Raw genomic sequence first — 19,052 nt, forward strand, 5'->3', positions numbered from 1 at the left:
CAACGTTCAGGGCATCCGGTAATGCCCGATGATGGCGTGCTGGAACAGCAGGTTCTCTTCGCGCGTGCCGCGCGCGATGTTGTGCAGCACCAGCGGCGTGCCGTCGGCCAGGTGGCGGTCGGAGACGATGCCCACATGCAGCAGGCCGTTGCCGTTGAGCTTCCAGGCAACGATGTCGCCGGCTGCGTAGTCGGCGGCGGCGGCGGTGATCGGCTGCTGCCACCCCTGCCGTTCAAACCAGCGCATCAGGTTCGGCACGCGGCGATGATCGATGTTGCGATCCGGCCGTGACAGGCCCCAGATCGCCGGATAGGCACTGAAGTTGCCGCGCATGTCTTCATGCACGCGCGCCTGCAGGTCCAGGCCCTGGCTGCGCAGGGCGCGCACCACTACGTCGGTGCACACGCCGCGATCAACCGGGACGTCTCCGCCGGGATAGGCCAGCACCTGATAGGCAGGGTCGTAGCGGGTGGTGACACCGATCTGCGCGCGCGCTGCAGCCACCAGTGGCGGCGATGGCGCCTGCGGTTGCGTTGGCGTGTGGTCGGCGTTTCCGCCACCGCTGGGGGCAGGGGCCGAAGTGGGCTGGCAGCCGCTGGCCAGGGCCAGCGTCAGCAGCACCATCCATGGTGCCCAGCCGCGCCGCGTCATGCCTGCGGCGGGGGACTGTTGTTGCCGGGGCCCGCAGAGCCACCACCACTACCGCCACCACGGCGGCGGCGACGGCGCGGGCCGCGGTTGCCCGGGTTGGCGGCCGGAGCGTTGCCGCCGCCCTGTTCCTTGCCCTGCGCCGGTGCAGCCGGGCGCTCGTGCGCCGGCCGCGCTGGCGGGCGGGCGTTGGGCACAGGGGCAGGTACATCGCGGCCCGGCACCTGCACCACGCGCAGTTCATCGGTATCGAGCTGGATCGCGGTGAGCTTGCCGCCCCACACCGCGCCAGTGTCGATGGCGTGCACGCCCTGGGTGATGGTCAGGCCCAGCGCCGACCAGTGGCCGCAGACGACCTTGAGGTCACGCTCGACCCGGCCCGGCACCTCGAACCAGGGATACAGCCCCTGTTCCTGCGTGCCCGGCGTGCCCTTGTCCTCGATGCCGATGCGCCCACGCGGGGTGCAGTAGCGCATGCGGGTGAGCACGTTGATGATCGCGCGCGAGCGGTCGTAGCCGGACAGGTTCGGTGCCCAGCTCGGCTTGTCGCCGTACATGTTGCGGAACAACTTGCGGTAGCCGGCGCCGTGCAGCTGTGCCTCGACTTCGGCCGCGTGCTTCTCGGCCATCTGCGTGGTCCACTTCGGCGCCAGGCCGGCGTGCACCATCATCCAGCCCAGCTCGCGGTCCACGTGCACCAGCTTCTGCAGGCGCAGCCAGTCCAGCAGTTCGTCGCGGTCCTCGGCCTGCACGATGCGCAGCAGGTCCGGGTTGACCTTGCGCTGTTCCTCTTCGGTGCGCGCACCGACGGCCAGCAGCGAAAGGTCGTGGTTGCCCAGCACCACCACGCTGTGCTCGCGCAGCGAGTGGACCAACCGCAGTGTTTCCAGTGACTGGCCACCGCGGTTGACCAGGTCGCCGCAGAACCACAGGGTGTCCTGCGCCGGGTCGAAGCGGATCTTCTCCAGCAGTCGCTGGGTGACGTCATAGCAGCCCTGCAGGTCGCCGATCGCCCACACACTCATCGTTCGGCCTCCGTGTCAGTGCAGGGTACGCGGGATGGCCAGCACGAAAGGTGCGACCGGCGCGGCAAATTCGGTGCCGTCGTCGGCGACCATGTCGTAGTGGCCCTGCATGGTCCCGTGATCGGTCCCCAGCATGACACCGGACGTGTAATGGAAGTCTTCACCGGGGCGCAGGCGCGGCTGCTCGCCGATCACCCCGTCGCCATCGACATGCTCGACGCGGCCGTTGGCATCGGTGATGCGCCAGTGGCGTGCGACCAGGCGCGCGGCAACACGTCCCTGGTTGTGGATGCGGATCGTGTAGGCGAACGCATAGCGCCCGTCTTCCGGCGCGGATTGATCGTCGAGGAAGCGCGGTGCGACTTCGACGGAGATGGCATAAACGTCAGCGTCTTCCATACCGGCAGTGTAATCAGGAGGCATTGGCCAAAGCGATGAATTCGGCCACGTCCAGCTGTTCGGCGCGGGCATCGGGACGCACGCCGGCGGCAACGAACTGTTCGGCGGACACCACGTTGTTCAGGGCGTTGCGCAGGGTCTTGCGGCGCTGCCCGAAGGCGGCCTTGACCACCTCGGCGAAACGCTTGTGGTCGTTGATGTTGATCGTGGCCGGGTCACGCGGCACCAGCCGCACCACGGCCGAATCGACCTTCGGCGGCGGCCGGAATGCGCCCGGCGGCACCACGAACAGCGAGGTCACCTGGCAGTAGGCCTGCAGCATCACGCTGAGCCGGCCGTACACCTTGCTGCCGGGGCCGGCCGCCATGCGGTCGACCACTTCCTTCTGCAGCATGAAGTGCATGTCGCGGATCACCGCGGCATGTTCCAGTGCATGGAACAGGATCGGCGAGGAGATGTTGTAGGGCAGGTTGCCGACCAGGCGGATCGGCTGGCCATCGGCCAGCTCGGTGAAGTCCACCCGCAGCACGTCGCGGTGGACGATGGTCAGTTCGCCCAGCGGTTCGGCGGCGGCGGTCAGCGGCGCGATCAGGTCGCGGTCGAACTCGATCACCGTCAGCTTCGGATGCACGCGCAGCAGCGGCAGGGTGATCGCGCCCTGGCCGGGGCCGATCTCGACCAGCCGGTCGCCGTCTTTCGGGTTGACCGCCATCACGATCTTGTCGATGTAGTGGCGATCGGCCAGGAAATGCTGGCCAAGCTGCTTCTTGGCCGGGGCGGTGAACACCGGGCCGGAGGGGGAATGCGGGGAATTCATGCGCTCAGTGTACGTTGCCGCGCAAGCTGCGCACACAACGTCGTTGCCGCCTGCAGGCTCGAAGGATCGGCAATGCCGCGGCCGGCCAGGTCCAGCGCGGTGCCATGGTCCACTGCTACGCGTGGGTAGGGCAGGCCCAGGGTCAGGTTCACCGCCTGCTCGAAGCCCGAGTACTTCAGCACCGGCAGGCCCTGGTCGTGGTACATCGCCAGCACACTGTCGAAGCCGGCCAGCTTGGCCGGCAGGAACGCGGTATCGGCCGGCAGCGGCCCGATCAGGTCCATGCCCTCTGTGCGCAGGCGCTGCATCAGGGGAATGATCAGGTCCAGCTCTTCGCGGCCCAGATGGCCGTCTTCGCCGGCGTGCGGGTTCAGGCCGAGCACGGCGATGCGGGGTGCAGGCAGGCCGAACTCGCGCCGCAGCGCGGCATGCAGGGTGCGCAGGGTGTGTTCCAGGCGGGGCGCGGTGATCGCGTCGGCCACTTCGCGCAACGGCAGGTGGGTGGTGGCCAGGGCCACGCGCACGATGGGGTTGGCCAGCATCATCACCACCTTCACGCCGGCCTGGTCGGCCAGCAGTTCGGTGGTGCCGCTGTAGGCGATGCCGCCTTCGTTGATGACCGCCTTGTGCACCGGGCCGGTGACCACGCCGTGCAGTTCGCCGGACAGGCAGGCCTGGCCGGCACCCAGCAGGGCGCCGATGACCGCCCCGGCATTGGCCGGGTTGGCCTGGCCGAAGTGGCTCTGGGCGGCATTGGCCACAACGCGCACACGCAGATCGCCGGGGACGCGTGCTTCGGCGTCCTCGGGCAGCAGTTGCAGGGGAAGGTTCAGCGCGGCCGCAGCCGCGCGCAGGGTATCCGGGTCGGCGAAGGCCAGCATCCGGCAATCTTCACGCGGCTGCTGGACGAGGCGGACACACAGCTCCGGGCCGATCCCGGCGGGCTCGCCCGGTACCAGAGCGAGCTCGGGGCGCATCGATCAGGACTGCGGCGGCGTGGCGGTGTTTTCCGCACGGTCACCGCTGCGGAAGCTGACGTAGGCTTCGCCACGCAGTTCCTGCAGGAAGCGGTTGTACTCGTCTTCCAGCTTGCGGCGGCCAATGGTCTCGCGGACCTGGGCACGCTGGTTGTCGTTGGTCACGTCGGTCTGGCGAGTGGCCACGCGCTGCAGGATGTGCCAACCGGCATCGGTGCGGAACGGTTGGCTGACGCCGCCGTCCTGGATACCGGCCACCTGCTGGCCAAAGGCCGGACCGAATGCATCGGCCGGGAACCAGCCCAGATCGCCGCCCTGGCCCTTGCTGTTGTTGTCCTCGGAGGACTCCTTGGCCACGGTCTCGAAGTCCGCGCCGCCAGCAATGCGGGCACGCAGGGTATCGATCTTGGCTTTGGCGGCCGCGTCGGTCTGATGATCGTCCACGCGCACCAGGATGTGGCGACCGTGGTACTCGGTGACGGTGCTGGCGCCGGCAGCGGCACTGGCATCGCGCACTTCCACCAGCTTCAGCAGCTGGAAGCCGCTGGGGCCGCGGATGGGGCCGACCACTTCGCCGGGCTTCATCTTTTCCATCATCTGCGCGAACGCCTGCGGGATCTCATCCAGGCTGCGCCAGCCCAGGTCGCCGCCTTCCAGCGCGTTGGGGCTGTCCGAATAGCGCACGGCGGCCGCGTTGAAGTCCAGTTCGCCCTTGTCCAGCAGCGCCTTCACACCGTCGGCCTTCTTCTGGCCGGTGGCGATCTGGTCGGCGTTGGCGCCGTCCGGCAGCGCGACCAGGATGTGTGCCAGGTGATACTGGTTGCCGGCAGTGGCCTGCTGCTTCAGCGCGGCATCGACCTCGCCCTCGCTGACGCTGATGCGGCTCTGCGCGAAGCTCTGGCGCAGGCGCTGCACGGTGATCTCATCACGCACCGAGGCGCGGAAATCGTTGAAATCGATGCCGTCGTGCGCCAGGCGCTGGCGCAGGGCATCCAGGTTCGAACCGTTCTGCTGGGCGATGGAGTTCATCGCCTGGTTCAGCTCCTGGTCGCCGACACGGATGCCGCTGCCCTGGGCGCGGGCCACCTGCAGCTTGACCAGCACCAGGCGCTCGAGCACCTGGCGGCTGAGCACGTCTTCCGGCGGCAGCTGGTTTTCCCGGCCGGCGTACTGCGCCTTGATGTTGGCGATCGCACGCTGGAGTTCGCTCTGCAGGATCACGTCCTCATCGACGACGGCGGCGATGCGGTCGAGCGGCTGCGCCTCCTGGGCAAGCACCTGCAGGGGGGCGGACACGCTGGACACCGCCAGCAGCGAGGCGAGTAGAACGGGGAAGCGCTTGGTCATGGGATCAGATTCGGATCGTAGTCATCACGGGTCGCTCCGGTGTTGCTGGGCGGCACGAGATAGAGGTCGTCGCGGTTGTAGCCGAGGATAGCACGGCGCAGAGTGCGGTCCGTGTCCTGGCCGATGGAGCTCAGGCCCTTCAGGACGAACTCCACCTGGATGGAGTTGTTCATCTCGCCTTCGCGATTGCGGACATAGCGGCGGCCGACCACACGCACGGCCAGGCAGCAGCTGTCCCACTGGACGCCGCCGATGATTTCCAGCGGCTCCTTGTCCTGCAGCGAGTAGTAATAGCGGCCGACCAGGCTCCAGCGCGCATTCAGCGGGTACAGGAACGACAGGTCGGCCTGCTCCAGCAGGGTGCGATCATGCTTGTTGGCACCCGGCAGGGCACCGGCATTGATGCGGTAGCGGTAGCTCAGGTTGACCACGCCGTCGTTGGGCATCAGGTAGCGGGCACGGACGCTGGCCAGATCCTCGCGCTTGTACTTCGGGTCCCACTGGTAGGTGGCGCCCAGGGTCCAGCGGTCGTTGATCATGTAGTTGCCGTCGGCGATCCAGGCCGACTTGCCCTTTTCCACCGGTTCACCGCCGGGGGTGACGGTCACCCGCGACTCATCGAAGTACTGGATCTGGCCGATCGAGGCCGAGAAGCGCTCCTTGCCGGTGGTCTGGTCGATGAAGCGGGTGCTCAGCGCCAGGGTCAGCTGGTTGGCATCGTTCTGGCGGTCGGCGCCGGTATAGCGCGAATCGCGGAACAGCTGGCCCCAGCTGAAGGTGAAGTCACGCGTATCGAAGATCGGCAGCTCGTCCTGGTTGCGGTACGGCGTGCGCAGGTAGAACAGGCGCGGCTCCAGGGTCTGCAGGAACGACTTGCCGCCGATGCGGGTCTCGCGGTCGAAGAACAGACCGGCGTCGATGCTGCCGATCGGCAGGCTGCGGCTGGGCGAGGTATTGCCGCGCAGCTGCTCGGGCGTGGCCGTGGCCGGGTCGATGCCCTGCGAACGCAGGATCTGGGCCTGGATGCCGTTGACCCCGTCGACCAGGCCGCGATCCAGCTGGTAGGCGGTGTAGCGGTAGGCCAGGGTCGGGGTCACATACCAGGCTGCGCCGCTGATCGGGAACGACACATACGGCTTCACGTCCAGTCGCGAACCACCACTGACACCAACGCCGGAGGTGAGCTGTTGGCCCGTCCGTGTGTACTGCAGATCCTCGCCGGTGCCGACGGCGTTCTTGAAGTTGATGTCGTCGTGGGTGAAGCGCACGGCTTCGGCGTAGATGCCGGTTTCCAGCCATGAACGGACCGGCTTGTCCCAGTTGAAGTACAGGCGCGGCTGGCGGTTGTAGGGCAGGGCGCGCTCGTCGAGGGTGTAGTCGGTCAGCTGCCAGCGGTCGGCCATGATGCCGGCCGTCCAGTTCGTGCCGGTGCCATACAGGCCCACCGTGCTCTGCAGGTTGGAGGCGGTCACCCCCACCAGGCGGTTGGCGAAATCCTCGACATAGCGCTCGTCGCTGACCCAGGCCAGGTTGGCACGGGCCTGCCAGTGGCTGTCCACGTTGTGGTAGCCGCTGAACATCACCCGGCCGCGGTCACGGTCGCGCAGGCGGTCGTTGGGCATGAACGAGGTCAACACCTCGCCGCGGCCGCCGTTGTAGAGGTAGCGGAACTCGTTGTCGAGCAGCAGGCCGCGCCGGCTCATGTAGCGCGGGGTCAGCGTGTCGTCGTAGTTCGGCGCCAGGTTGAAGTAGATCGGCTGGGCGTAGTCGAAGCCGTTGCGCCCGGACATGCCCAGCTGCGGGAACAGCAGGCCGGTCTTGCGGCGGTCATCGATCGGGAACTTGAAGTACGGCGCCCACAGCACCGGCACCTTGCCGATGCGCAGCACGGCGTTGCGCGCGGTGCCGAAGCCCTCGTCGTTGTCCACTTCGATCTGCGGTGCCGACAGCTTCCACACCGGCTGCGAGGGGTCGCAGGTGGTGTAGGTGGAGCGGTGCATCTGGCCGACCGCACCCTGCAGGTCGACCGATTCGGCATCGCCGTTGCCGCGGCGCGACACCAGCTGGTACTGGATGTCGGTGATCTTGTGGGTGTCGCTTTCCTGGTTGCCCTCGGCACGCTTGGCGACCATCCGGATCGACCCGTCCTGGTAGCGCACATTGCCGTCGGCGATGTAGTTGCCGGTCTCGGTATCGAAGCTCAGCTTGTCGGTACCGACGAACTGGTCGCCGCGGCGCAGCGCCACGTTGCCTTCGTACTGCGGCACGGTGGTGGTGCCCAGCAGCTGGTCACCCTCGATGTCGGTCGGCTGCTGCTCGCGCGCGGCGGCGGCGCTGGCCTTGTCCTGGCCGGGGACCGGGGTCGGGGCGTCGGTGAACGCGGGGATGACGTCGGTGGCCGGGCACAGGCCCCAGTTGAGCGGCTTTTCATCGGCCATCACCGGCAGGCTGATGGCGATGCTCAGAGGCAGGGGAAGCAGGCGGAGGGCTCGGCGCACGCGGTTCGGATTCGGGCGAAAACGGACGGTAGCTTGCCCCATCCCTTGCATAGGGGCAATGAAGGGCGCCGGAGGTTGCCGGTTCGGGTTCATCCGGCAGCGTTGCCGCCAGCCGCTGAGATCAGGGCCTGGACATGGGCCACACTGCACTCGGCCAGTGCCTGCAGGTCATAGCCGCCCTCCAGCATCGACACCACCCGGCCGGCCCCGTGGCGGCGTGCCAGCGCGTGCAGTTCACCGGTGATCCAGGCGAAATCCTCGGTCTCCAGCATCAGGTCGGCCTGCGGGTCGCGCAGGTGGGCGTCGAAGCCGGCCGAGATCAGCAACAGCTGCGGGCGGAAGTCGTCGATGGCCGGCAGCATCTCGTCGGCCCAGACGTTGCGGAAGCGGAAGCCCCCGCTGCCGGGGGGCAGCAGGATGTTCATCAGGTTGCCTGCGCCGCGGTCACGGCGCAGGCCGGAATTGGGGAACAGGCCGGCCTGGTGCGTGCTGTAGTACGAGACCCGGGCATCGTGCTGGAAGATGTCCTGGGTGCCGTTGCCGTGGTGCACGTCGAAATCGACCACCGCGATCCGCTCCAGGCCATGACGGTCGCGGGCATAGGCGGCGGCGATGGCGATGTTGTTGAGCAGGCAGAAGCCCATCGCCGTGCTGCTGGTGGCGTGGTGGCCGGGGGGGCGCACCGCGCAGAAGGCCAGCGGGTCGTCGCCCAGCATCACCGCATCGACTGCGGCCACGCCGGCACCGGCGGCGTGCACGGCAGCGCTGGCCGAGCCGGGCGAGGTCCAGGTGTCCATGTCCAGCTGGCGCAGCGGCACGGTCTGCGGCTGCAGCACGAAGTCCAGCAGGGCGCTGTCATGGACCCGGGTCAGCTCGCCGAACTTGGCCGGCGGCGCCTCGCGCCATTCGAGCTGCCCAGGGAAGGCCGCATGCAGCGCATCGAGTACGTGCTGCAGGCGTTGCGGGCACTCCGGGTGGCCGGGGCCGGGGTCGTGCAGCAGGCAGGACGGATGGGTGTAGACCAGCATCGTGCCGACTCAGCGCTGGCGCTGCTGCGGTTGCCACAGCGCCTCGCCCTGGCCGTCGGCACGGGCCAGCACCCGGGCCAGCACGAACAGCAGGTCCGACAGCCGGTTGAGGTATTGCAGCGCCTCGCTGCGCACGGCTTCGTGGCGGGCCAGGGTGACCGTCTCGCGCTCGGCGCGGCGGACAATGGTGCGCGCCAGATGGCAGCGCGCTGCCGCCTCGCCCCCGGCCGGCAGGATGAACTCCTTCAGCATCGGCAGGCCGGCGTTGTAGTGGTCCAGCTGCTGTTCCAGTGCCGAGACATCGGCGGCGTGGATCGCGGCGTGGCCGGGGATGCACAGCTCGGCACCCAGGTCGAACAGCTGGTGCTGCAGGTGCACGACCAGTGCGCGTACGTCCTCCGGCAACGGTGCCGCCAGCAGCAGGCCGAGCGCGGCGTTGGCTTCGTCGACGGTGCCGTAGGACGCCACCCGGGCGTCATCCTTGGCCACGCGCTGGCCGTCACCGAGGCCGGTACTGCCGTCGTCGCCGGTGCGGGTGTAGATGCGCGAGAGGCGATGACCCATGGCGTGGCTCAGTGCCGGATGTCGCGGCGGGCCTGCTGGAGCTTCAGCACCTGCTCCACGGCCAGCTGCAGCGCGGCGGCCAGCGCCACGTAGATGGCGGTGGTACGCAGGTAGGGGCCGAACCACTGCGCGTAGTTCTGCGCCCAGCCGGCCAGGGTCGGCTCGGCCACGTTGCGGCTGCTCCAGTAGAAACCGCCCTGCGCCAGCAGGTGGCAGACCGCCACCGACGCGACCAGCAGCAGCGCGCCCTTGGCCAGCACCGGCCAGCGCGCGGTCTGGTAGTTGCGGCCCAGCAGCATGCCGCCGGCCCACAGCGAGAAGTACGCTGGCAGCAGCAGCCAGTAACCCGGCGACACGCAGTAGTGCTGCCAGAAATCCAGGCCGCTGCTGCGGATCACGATCCAGTCGACCAGCACCGCGAACACCATCAGCAGCGGGAACGCCCAGCGCGTCCAGCGCGCCAGGTAGAAGCCACCGATGAAGAACACCGCCCACGAGGCATCGGGGATTGCCGCGAAGTGGTTGACCCGGGTCGCTGCCAGCACCAGAACGAGCACGGACAGGACGAAGGCGCGGTTGGCAGTGTCGGACATGGAGGCGGGCCCGGAGCGGATTCAGGTTTCATTCTAGCCCGCCGCGCGGGTTGGCGCAGGTGCCGCCCGTTCGGCGTACAGTCGGGGCGAGCGCGTATCATGAACACATGAGTGAACGACATGACGTGCTGATTGTCGGTGGTGGCCTGGTGGGCGCCAGCCTGGCCATTGCCCTGGACCGCCTCGGCCGCGACGTGGGCCTGCTCGAGGCCAGCCCCGCCGGCGAGCTGCCGGCGGTGTTCGACCAGCGCAACCTCAGTTTCGCCGCAGCCACCGTCAATGCGCTGACCGCGCTGGGGGTGATGCAGAAACTGACGATGGCGCCGGGCCCCATCCGGCGCATCCACGTCAGCCGCGCCGGCGATTTCGGCCGTGTGCAGCTGGAAGCGGCCGATTATGACCGGCCGTGGTTCGGCCAGGTGGTGGTCGCCCGCGACTTCGGCCAAGCGCTGGAAGCGCGCCTGCAGGAGCTGCCGCGGCTGCACCGTTACCGGCCGATGCGGTTCCTGGGCCTGGGCGAGGTGGTCGGCGGCTACCGCCAGGTGCGGGTCGCCGACGAGGCCGGCGAGCGCGTATTGCTGGCACGGCTGGTGGTGGGTGCCGACGGTACGACCAGTGGCGTGCGCGGTGCACTGGGCATCGAGGTCGACCGCCATGATTTCCAGCAGACCCTGTTCGTGGCCCGCGTGCGCAGCCAGCGCGCGCCGGATGGCACCGCGTGGGAGCGGTTCACCGATACCGGCCCGACCGCGCTGCTGCCGCGTGGCGATCGCCACTTCGGCACCGTGCATGGCGTGGCACGGGACCAGGCCGATGCGGTGATGGCGCTGGACGATACGGCGTGGCTGCAACGCCTGCAGAACGCGATCGGCTGGCGTGCCGGCCGCCTGCTCGAATCTGGCCCGCGTAGCGCCTACCCGCTCATCCAGGTGCTGGCGCGTGCGCTGGCCGGTGAACGCACGGTGCTGCTCGGCAATGCCGCGCAGACCATCCACCCGCTGGGTGCACAGGGCTTCAACCTGGGCCTGCGCGATGCGCTGACCCTGGCCGAACTGCTGGAAGATTCCATCGATGATGCCGGCAGCGATGCGCTGCTGCAGGCCTATGTCGCGCGCCGCGAGGAGGACCGCCGGCAGACCGTGGCGTTTTCCGGAGGGCTGGCGCGGCTGACCAGCAACCCGGCGCCGCTGATGAGGCCGCTGCGTAGTCTCGGCCTGGTGGCCGCACAACGTGCCTCGGTACAGTCGATGCTGGTCGGTGGCGCGATGGGCTTCCGTGGCGAAGTGCCGCGGCTGTGCCGTGGAGAAGCGGCATGAGCCGGCGTGCGCGCCTGGACGTGGCCATCGTCGGCGGTGGCGTGGTCGGTGCCGCCTGCGCGCTGGCGTTGGCCGATGCCGGTTTGTCGGTTGCGCTGGTGGAAGGTCGTGAGCCCGCGCCGTGGCAGGCCGCACAGCCCGACCTGCGCGTGTTCGCCTTCGCCGCTGACAACGTACAGCTGTTGAACCGCCTCGGCGTATGGCAGGCGATCGCGCAGGCCCGCGCCTGGCCCTACCGGCGCATGCAGGTGTGGGACGCGGCCGGTGGCGAGGATCTGCTGTTCGACGCCGATCGCTTCGGTCGTCGTGAGCTGGGCTACATCGTCGAGAACGGACTGCTGCAGGACCGCCTGTGGGCGGCGCTGCCCGCGGCGGGCGTGCAGCTGCATTGCCCGGCACGGGTGGAAGCGCTGGAGCAGGACGAGGACGGCGTGCGCCTGCGCCTGGACGACGGTCGTCGCCTCGAAGCGTCGTTGGCGGTGGCCGCCGACGGTGCCGAATCGACCCTGCGCCAGCTGGCCGGGATCGAGGTGGAAAAGCATGACTACCACCAGCGTGGCGTGGTGGCCTATGTCGACAGTGAACTGCCGAACCAGGCCACGGCCTGGCAGCGCTTCCTGCCGACCGGGCCGTTGGCGTTGCTGCCGGTGGCCGAGCGCCGCAGCTCGATTGTCTGGACCCTGCCCGAGGACGAGGCTGCGCGCGTGTTGGCCTTGGACGAAGATGCGTTCAACCGCGAACTGACCCGCGCCTTTGCGGCGCGGCTGGGTGACCTGCGGCTGGCCTCACCGCGTGCGGCGTTCCCGCTGCGCCGCCAGCTGGCACGCCACTACGTGGCCGGCCGTGTGCTGGCATTGGGGGATGCAGCGCATGTGGTGCATCCGCTTGCCGGGCAGGGCGTGAACCTGGGCCTGCGCGATGTGGCTGCTCTGCAGCAGTGGCTGGCGCCGTCGGCCGAACGCCGCGGCCAGCCGCGCCTGTCGCCGCAGCGCCTGCAGCGCTGGGCGCGCGAACGCCGCAGCGACAACCAGATCGCCGCCTACAGCTTTGACGCGATCAACCGCCTGTTCTCCAACGACGAAATGCACCTGACCCTGGCCCGCGGCCGCGCGCTGGGCTGCGTCGGCAAATGGCCGCCGCTGGTGCAGGCGTTCTGGAAGCGCGCCGCCGGCGTCTGACGCAAAAAGGGGACGGAGGGGATTAAGTCGTATGTGCACATACGACTTAATCCCCTCCGTCCCCATTTTCAATCAACCAGCCAACCGGCCAGGTCGGCACGATCCAGCTTGCCGCGACGCTTCACGTCCAACGCATTGAACTCATCGGCCAGCGCCGGATTCGCCTGCGCTTCCTCGCGGCTGATGAAACCATCGCCGTTCACATCCAGCGCAGCGAAGTGGATGCGGTACTGGCCGACCACGCTGCTCGGTTCCAGCGAACGTACGGTCACCTGTGCCTCGCCAGCCGGCTGTGCAATCTCGACGCTGCCGCTGACCCGGCCGGCATCCAGCGGTTGCTGGCGGATCGCGCCGCCGGTCGGGCCCAGCGGCTGGCTCTGTGCAGGGGTGTGCGGCAGCTGCTGGGCCATCGCCGTTGTACTCAGCAGCAGGACGGCCAGCAGTGCAATCGAACGACCTTGCATGGGTTCTTCCTCCTTGGTAGCGCCAGGCCATGCCCGGCGGACACCGCAGCGTCAGCGCAGCGGCGAGGCCAGTACCGTGATCTCCTCACGGTCGTGGTACAGCTGCTTGGCGCGTACCACCAGCGGCTTGCCGGCCTGGTCCTGGAACAGGTCCAGGCACAAGCGGGTTTCGTCCCAGCGCTTCTTCATCGGCAGCTTCAGATTGAAGATCGCATGCCTGCACCAGCCTTCGCGGAACCAGGTGGCCATGCGTTCGGCCACGCGGCGCGGCTGCTCGACCATGTCGCAGACCATCCAGTCCAGCGGCTGCTCCGGGTGCCAGTGGAAGCCATCGGCGCGCAGGTGCTCGACCAGGCCGGTGTCCAGCACGTGCTGGCGCAGCGGGCCGTTGTCGATGCTCAGCACGTGCATGTGCTGGCGGGTCAGCACCCAGGTCCAGCCGCCGGGTGCGGCGCCGAGGTCGGCCGCGCGCATGCCGGGCTTGGCCAGCGCTTCGCGTTCTTCCGGCGTCAGCAGGGTCAGCAGCGCTTCGTCCAGCTTCAGTGCCGAACGCGAGGGCGCTTCGGGCAGCAGCTTCAGGCGCGGGATGCCCAATGCCCACGGCGCGCTGTCGGCCGGGTCGGCCACGCAGACGAAGGCGTGGGTGCCGTCGACGAACACCACGTGCAGGCGCGGCAGGCGATTGTTTGGCTTGTCAGTGAGCTTGCCGGCCTTGCGCAGCGCCGGGCGCAGTGCATTGCCGAAGGCACGGGCCAGCCCGGACAGCGGCTTGCCGGCGTCCGAATCGGGGTGCTCCACCCACAGGTCACCGAAGCGCGGCGCATCGGCCAGCACCTCCAGCATCGGGGTGATCCGGTCAGCCGGGTCCAACTGCGGCAGCTCGGCCAGCACGACCAGCTTCTGCCGCGCGAAGATCAGCTCGCGCCAGCGCAGGCGCGGAGCCAGTGCCGCAGCTTCGTCGCACATGAAAAGCACATAGCCGTCATTGCGCTGGGTACGCGCATAGCCGGCGAAACCGGCTTCGCCGGCACGGAACTGCAGCTCGCCGGCCAACTCGGGCTCGAAGCCCTGCCGGCACAGGCACAGCAGGCCGATGCCGGTCTCAGTAACGGGCGCCATCGCTTTCCCCATAGGCACGCAGCACGCTGCGCGCGGCGTCGCGGTTCAGGCCCTGCACCACTTCGATGCCGCGCTTGTTGAGTTCACCCACCCAGTCGGCCGGCAGCGGGCCTTCATCGAACGGGGTCAGCTCTTCGACGTCGGCCGAGTTGGCACCGATCAGCAGGCGGTCGATGCCGGCCCACACGGTAGCGCCATAGCACTGGCAGCACGGCTGCGAACTGGTGGCCAGGGTGACCGGCGACAGCACCGCGTTCAGGCGCGGGGTCTGCAGGCGCTGCTGGGCCAGCATGTAGGCCATGTTCTCGGCGTGCGCCAGCGAGGTCGCATGCGGCATCACCCGGTTCACGCCGGCGGCGATGACCTTGTCATCCGGTCCGAACACCACCGCGCCGAACGGGCCGCCACTGGCGTGCTCGACGTTCAGCCGCGACAGCTCGATCGCCAGCGCGACCTTGGCCTCATCGCCCGGATATCGACGATCCAGGTCGATCTGGTCGTGGATCCAGGCGGGAAGGGTCAGGTGGACTTGCGCGTACAGCATCGCGGGGGTGCCTCGTAGTGGAATGGAAGAAAGTGCGGTTGCTTGGGAAACCGGCGCGCAGTGTAGCTGCACCGGCCTGTATCGGGTGTGGCGGCGGGTCAGCCCGGCGAGCCGGTGCGGATCACCACGTACTGCTTGCGGAACTCCAGCCCGGCCTGCGGCCAGCTGGCCGCGTAGGCGCGCAGCAGGGGCAGGGCGGCGGCGAAGTCGTGGCCGTTGACCCGGCAATCGGCCTCGCACAGGCCACCGGCATCGCGCGAGGCGAACAGGCGGATGGCGAGGAACTGGCGGGCTTTCAGCAGCTCGTCGAAGGCGTCCATGCTGCGGGTGAACAGGCAGCAGGGGCAGGAGCCATGATCGTCTTCGCTGCAGGTGGAGGCATCCACTTCCTGCGCACGGTAGTGCGCCAACGGCCCCAGCACCACGGTGCGTTCGTGTTCCTCGCCATCGTCACCGGCCGGATAGGTCAGGCCCATCATCGGCAGGCCCTGTGCATCTTCGGCGCCGATCGCAGTCTGCAGGGTCGCCAGGTCCACCCGCACCCAGGTCTGGAAGCCGGACTGCAGCGAGGTCCGTTCGTCGGCACCGTTGGCGTGCTGGTACTCGAACAGTCCATCAGCGAACAGGATGGGGTGCTGTGCCTCGATGACCGTGGACGTCTGCCAGCCGCCATTGTCGCGCGCGTGCGCGGCCATTGCGTGAGGGGTCAGGCGCAGTCCGCTTTCCAGCAGCAGTGCACCGCCGTCGACGCGGCAGGCGATGCCGGCGTCCTGCAGGACCTGCTGCAGCAGTGGGAGGAGCGCGGTGGAGGAGGTGGTCATGTCAGGCCTGTGGATGGATCGGGTGGGACATCCAGCCTGGGCCGGGTGTCAATGGTCGAGTGCGTCGCGCTCGGCGCGATAGCGCTGCGCGTCGGGCTGCTGCTGCGGATCGTTGCCGTGGTCGCGCAGCCAGGTTTCCAGCTCGCGGCGATAGTCCGCGCGGAAATCGGCATTGCCCGGGCTGAAGTGCAGCTTGCGTGCCGCTACCTCCACGCGCTCGCGCGCGCTGGCACGGGCCTGGGCAATGCCGTGCGGTGATTCGTTGGTGAGGATGACGAAGTTGCGCGGGAAACCGGGCGAGTACTTCACCACGAACGGCTGGTCCTGCGCCGGGATGCGGATGGCGTTTTCCAGCGGCCACAACGAAGCGGTATTGGTGTGGAACACCACCTCCACATCGCGCCCTTCGGCAGTGCGCAGCACCGCTTCGTAGCGCCAGATGTACTGCTCGTTGAGCGTGGAATTGGTTTCCTCGGCCTTGACGATCACTGCTTCACCACGCTCGCCCACCACGTTGAGGAACGCGGCGTTGAGGAAGTGGCCGAGGAAGATGTTGAGCATCGCCAGCGGGAACACCACGATGGCGTAGCCCGGAAAGCGCCGCCACCACGAGACCAGACCGGCCAGCACCATCGCCGAAAAGAACGTCAGCAGCGGATGCTGCGAGATGAACCAGAGCAGGGCGGAGAGGGCGGTGATCATGGTCGCGGTCGTGCGGGCGCCGTCCTGGCGCCCGCGCAGATCCTCAGGCCGACCAGGTGTCGCGCAGGGTCACGCTGCGGTTGAACACCGGCTTGGCTTCGGTGTGGTCGCGGCGGTCGGCGACGAAGTAGCCGGTACGCTCGAACTGGAACGACTGCTCCGGCGCGGCGCTGGCCGCGGCCGGCTCGACATAGCCGGTGACAGTGCGGCGCGATTCCGGGTTGAGGTAGTCGCGGTAGGTCTTGCCTTCCGATTCGTCATCCGGGTTCGGCACCGAGAACAGGCGGTCGTACAGGCGGATCTCGGCCGGCACGCCATGCACGGCGCTGACCCAGTGGATGGTGCCCTTGACCTTGCGGTTGGCGCCTTCCATGCCCGGACGCGATTCCGGATCCAGCCAGCCGCGCAGCTCGGTGATGGTGCCGTCGGCATCCTTGATCACTTCATCGCAGCGGATGATGCCGGCGCCGCGCAGCCGCACTTCGCCACCCGGGACCAGGCGCTTCCAGCCCTTCGGCGGCACTTCGGCGAAGTCCTCGCGGTCGATCCACACTTCGCGTGCGAACGGCACTTCGCGGCTGCCGAAGCTCTCGTCTTTCGGGTGGTTGCTGAAGGTCAACTGCTCTTCGTGGCCTTCCGGCAGGTTGGTCAGCACCAGCTTGACCGGATCGATCACCGCCATGCGGCGCGGCGCTGCACTGTCCAGGTCTTCGCGCAGCGCACCTTCCAGCACGCTGAAGTCGATCAGCGAGTTCTGCTTGCTGATGCCCACGCGCTCGGCGAACAGGCGCATCGCGGCCGGGGTGTAGCCACGGCGACGCAGGCCCTGCAGGGTCGGCATGCGCGGGTCTTCCCAGCCATCCACCAGCTGCTCGGTGACCAGCGCCATCAGCTTGCGCTTGCTCATCACCGTGTAGTTGATGTTCAGGCGCGAGAACTCGATCTGGCGCGGCTTGGCCGCTTCGCGTGGCAGGCCGGCATCGACCAGCGGCTGGGTCAGCGCATCGTCATGGGCGAAATCGACGTTGTCCACGCACCAGTCGTACAGCGGGCGGTGGTCTTCGAATTCCAGCGTGCACAGCGAGTGGGTGATGCCCTCGATCGAATCACCCAGGGCGTGGGCGAAGTCGTACATCGGGTAGATCGGCCACGCGTTGCCGGTGTTCTGGTGCTCGACGTGCTTGATGCGGTACAGCGCCGGATCGCGCAGGTTGATGTTGCCGCTGGCCATGTCGATCTTGGCGCGCACGGTGCGCGCGCCATCCGGGAATTCACCGGCGCGCATGCGGCGGAACAGGTCGAGGTTTTCCTCGACGCTGCGGTCGCGCCACGGCGACGGGCGGCCCGGTTCGGTCAGGGTGCCGCGGTAGGCGCGCACTTCCTCGGCCGACAGGTCGCAGACATAGGCCTTGCCCTGTTCGATCAGCTTCTCGGCGGCCAGGTAATAGGTCTGGAAGTAGTCCGAAGCGTGGCGCAGCTCGTTCCAGCTGAAGCCCAGCCAGCGCACGTCGTCCTGGATCGCGGCCACGTACTCCGGATCTTCCTTGGCCGGGTTGGTGTCGTCGAAGCGCAGGTTGCAGACGCCGCTGAACTCACCGGCGATGCCGAAGTTCAGGCAGATCGACTTGGCATGGCCGATGTGCAGATAGCCGTTCGGCTCCGGCGGGAAGCGGGTCTTGATCGCCTGGTGCTTTCCGCTGGCCAGGTCCTCGCGCACGATCTGGCGGATGAAATCGCGCTTTTCGTGGCTGTCGGCGGGGGTCTCGGGGCTGGCGGGGGTGTGCTCGGACATGAGTCGGCGAAAAGAAAGGCAGAAAGACCAACAGTCTAGCGCGTACGGGGCAGGGCTGCCCGGTGGGGTGTGGGGATGCCGGCCAGCGGCCGGCACTACCCACCCATCTTCCGGTAGCGCCGGCCGCAGGCCGGCGGAACGTGGATCGACGTACAGTTGGGTAGTGCCGGCCGCTGGCCGGCAGAACGGTCATGCGCCGTCACCACCACCATTCAGCCCCCGGGCGTATGCTGGAACCCTGTCCCACGGAGCCGCCGCATGCACATCGTGTACAAGGCCGACAACCTGTTCGACGCCCACCTGGTCAAGCACGCGCTGGAAGATGCCGGCATCCCGGCCTTCGTGTTCGGCGAGTCGCTGCTGGGCGGCATGGGCGAACTGCCGCTGTTTGGCGTGCTGCGGGTGGGAATCCCCGATGCCGCGCGCACCCAGGCCGAGGACATCGTCGCCGCGCTGGACTTGGGCCAAGCCCCATCCGACCCCATTTCAGATGCAGACGACATAGCCGGCCTGCCGGCGTAGGAGCGCATCATGTTGGGAATTGGCCAGGGCATCCTCGGCATCGGCGCCTTCAAGCAGCGCCTGCCGCGCCCGGAAGAGGCGCTGCCGGGGCGCGAGCAGCCATTGCCGCTGCACAGCAACCAACACTTCGTGAACAGCCATCCGCTGAAGGACCGTTTCGCCGGCCTGCAGCAGATCCGTTTCGCACTGGGTTGCTTCTGGGGCGCCGAGCGCAAGTTCTGGACCGAACCGGGCGTGTACAGCACCTCGGTCGGCTATGCCGGCGGCATCACCCCGAACCCGACCTATGAAGAGGTCTGCTCGGGCCTGACTGGCCACACTGAAGTGGTGCAGGTGGTGTTCGACCCGGCGGTGGTGAGCCTGGAGCGGCTGCTGCAGCTGTTCTGGGAAAGCCACGACCCGACCCAGGGCATGCGCCAGGGCAACGACACCGGCACCCAGTACCGCTCGGCGATCCACGCCACCGACGAGGCACAGTACGCCGCGGCGCTGGCCAGCCGCGAGGCGTACCAGGCGCAGCTGGATGCGGCCGGCTACGGCCCGATCACCACCGAGATCGTGTATCCGGCACCGGAGTACTACTACGCCGAGGACTATCACCAGCAGTACCTGGCGAAGAACCCGAACGGTTACTGCGGCATCGGCGGCACCGGCGTGAGCTGCCCGATCGGGTTGGATGTGGAGGCGCCGCGCTGACG

20 protein-coding genes are annotated in these 19,052 nt (G+C 68.3%); 4 read left to right on the top strand and 16 right to left on the bottom strand.

Annotation, left to right across the window (positions count from 1 at the left end):
* Positions 1–6: 6 nt before the first annotated feature.
* The 10 genes from EZ304_RS13040 to EZ304_RS13085 form a co-directional block, all read right to left on the bottom strand.
* Positions 7–651, bottom strand: coding sequence for a DUF1287 domain-containing protein (locus EZ304_RS13040; protein ID WP_142807284.1), 645 nt, complete (start codon positions 649–651; stop codon positions 7–9).
* Complete coding sequence (locus tag EZ304_RS13045; protein WP_099552757.1) at positions 648–1,673, bottom strand: symmetrical bis(5'-nucleosyl)-tetraphosphatase; 1,026 nt, start codon at positions 1,671–1,673, stop codon at positions 648–650. Before EZ304_RS13045 ends, EZ304_RS13040 begins: the two co-directional genes overlap by 4 nt.
* Positions 1,674–1,688: 15 nt before the next feature.
* Complete coding sequence (gene apaG / locus EZ304_RS13050; protein WP_005412297.1) at positions 1,689–2,072, bottom strand: Co2+/Mg2+ efflux protein ApaG; 384 nt, start codon at positions 2,070–2,072, stop codon at positions 1,689–1,691.
* Positions 2,073–2,085: 13 nt separating this feature from the next.
* Positions 2,086–2,889, bottom strand: a complete 804-nt coding sequence (gene rsmA, locus EZ304_RS13055) for a 16S rRNA (adenine(1518)-N(6)/adenine(1519)-N(6))-dimethyltransferase RsmA (RefSeq protein WP_142807285.1) — start codon at positions 2,887–2,889, stop codon at positions 2,086–2,088.
* Positions 2,886–3,866 carry a 4-hydroxythreonine-4-phosphate dehydrogenase PdxA gene (gene pdxA / locus EZ304_RS13060; protein ID WP_142807286.1) on the bottom strand — a complete coding sequence of 327 codons (981 nt, stop codon included), beginning with the start codon at positions 3,864–3,866 and terminating at the stop codon, positions 2,886–2,888. The genes rsmA and pdxA overlap by 4 nt, the downstream gene beginning before the upstream one ends.
* Before the next feature lie 3 nt (positions 3,867–3,869).
* The gene (locus EZ304_RS13065) at positions 3,870–5,213 is read right to left on the bottom strand and encodes a peptidylprolyl isomerase (RefSeq protein WP_099552754.1); all 1,344 of its coding nucleotides are present in this window, start codon (positions 5,211–5,213) and stop codon (positions 3,870–3,872) included.
* Positions 5,210–7,711: an LPS-assembly protein LptD gene (lptD, locus tag EZ304_RS13070; protein WP_142807287.1), complete on the bottom strand. Its 2,502-nt coding sequence runs from the start codon at positions 7,709–7,711 to the stop codon at positions 5,210–5,212. Before lptD ends, EZ304_RS13065 begins: the two co-directional genes overlap by 4 nt.
* Before the next feature lie 89 nt (positions 7,712–7,800).
* Complete coding sequence (locus tag EZ304_RS13075; protein WP_106550111.1) at positions 7,801–8,739, bottom strand: histone deacetylase family protein; 939 nt, start codon at positions 8,737–8,739, stop codon at positions 7,801–7,803.
* Positions 8,740–8,748: 9 nt separating this feature from the next.
* Positions 8,749–9,303: a cob(I)yrinic acid a,c-diamide adenosyltransferase gene (locus tag EZ304_RS13080; protein ID WP_049428822.1), complete on the bottom strand. Its 555-nt coding sequence runs from the start codon at positions 9,301–9,303 to the stop codon at positions 8,749–8,751.
* Between the two features lie 8 nt (positions 9,304–9,311).
* Positions 9,312–9,896 carry a hypothetical protein gene (locus EZ304_RS13085; RefSeq protein ID WP_049428818.1) on the bottom strand — a complete coding sequence of 195 codons (585 nt, stop codon included), beginning with the start codon at positions 9,894–9,896 and terminating at the stop codon, positions 9,312–9,314.
* A 107-nt stretch (positions 9,897–10,003) separates the two neighbouring features.
* Here EZ304_RS13085 and ubiH point away from each other — a divergent pair, with 107 nt between their 5' ends.
* A complete protein-coding gene (gene ubiH, locus EZ304_RS13090; RefSeq protein ID WP_142807288.1) occupies positions 10,004–11,212 on the top strand; it encodes a 2-octaprenyl-6-methoxyphenyl hydroxylase in 1,209 nt (402 codons plus the stop codon).
* On the top strand, positions 11,209–12,390 hold the full coding sequence (locus tag EZ304_RS13095) for a UbiH/UbiF family hydroxylase (RefSeq protein WP_142807289.1): 1,182 nt from the start codon (positions 11,209–11,211) through the stop codon (positions 12,388–12,390). Before ubiH ends, EZ304_RS13095 begins: the two co-directional genes overlap by 4 nt.
* Positions 12,391–12,458: 68 nt before the next feature.
* Here the strand turns inward: EZ304_RS13095 and EZ304_RS13100 are convergent, their stop codons facing one another.
* The 6 genes from EZ304_RS13100 to EZ304_RS13125 all read right to left on the bottom strand — a co-directional run bounded on the left by EZ304_RS13100 (position 12,459) and on the right by EZ304_RS13125 (position 17,832).
* Positions 12,459–12,854: a hypothetical protein gene (locus EZ304_RS13100; protein WP_099552749.1), complete on the bottom strand. Its 396-nt coding sequence runs from the start codon at positions 12,852–12,854 to the stop codon at positions 12,459–12,461.
* Positions 12,855–12,905: 51 nt separating this feature from the next.
* Positions 12,906–13,973 (bottom strand): 23S rRNA (cytidine(2498)-2'-O)-methyltransferase RlmM, encoded by a 1,068-nt coding sequence (gene rlmM, locus EZ304_RS13105; RefSeq protein WP_046428937.1) that lies wholly within the window; start codon positions 13,971–13,973, stop codon positions 12,906–12,908.
* Complete coding sequence (locus tag EZ304_RS13110; protein ID WP_004154307.1) at positions 13,957–14,517, bottom strand: nucleoside deaminase; 561 nt, start codon at positions 14,515–14,517, stop codon at positions 13,957–13,959. The genes rlmM and EZ304_RS13110 overlap by 17 nt, the downstream gene beginning before the upstream one ends.
* 98 nt (positions 14,518–14,615) lie before the next feature.
* Positions 14,616–15,338, bottom strand: a complete 723-nt coding sequence (locus EZ304_RS13115; RefSeq protein ID WP_099552747.1) for a DUF6348 family protein — start codon at positions 15,336–15,338, stop codon at positions 14,616–14,618.
* Positions 15,339–15,386: 48 nt separating this feature from the next.
* Positions 15,387–16,040: a hypothetical protein gene (locus EZ304_RS13120; protein ID WP_142807290.1), complete on the bottom strand. Its 654-nt coding sequence runs from the start codon at positions 16,038–16,040 to the stop codon at positions 15,387–15,389.
* 43 nt (positions 16,041–16,083) lie between these two features.
* Positions 16,084–17,832, bottom strand: coding sequence for a glutamine--tRNA ligase/YqeY domain fusion protein (locus EZ304_RS13125; protein WP_142807291.1), 1,749 nt, complete (start codon positions 17,830–17,832; stop codon positions 16,084–16,086).
* Between the two features lie 258 nt (positions 17,833–18,090).
* On the opposite strand from EZ304_RS13125, the gene EZ304_RS13130 reads away from it, so the two are divergent.
* Entirely contained in the window at positions 18,091–18,354 is a 264-nt protein-coding gene (locus tag EZ304_RS13130; protein WP_099552744.1) for a DUF2007 domain-containing protein, read from the top strand.
* A gap of 30 nt (positions 18,355–18,384) precedes the next feature.
* On the top strand, positions 18,385–19,050 hold the full coding sequence (gene msrA, locus EZ304_RS13135; RefSeq protein WP_165929946.1) for a peptide-methionine (S)-S-oxide reductase MsrA: 666 nt from the start codon (positions 18,385–18,387) through the stop codon (positions 19,048–19,050).
* Positions 19,051–19,052 lie beyond the last annotated feature (2 nt).

Source organism: Stenotrophomonas maltophilia (assembly GCF_006974125.1).
In the GTDB taxonomy this organism is placed as follows: Bacteria; Pseudomonadota; Gammaproteobacteria; order Xanthomonadales; family Xanthomonadaceae; genus Stenotrophomonas; species Stenotrophomonas maltophilia_O.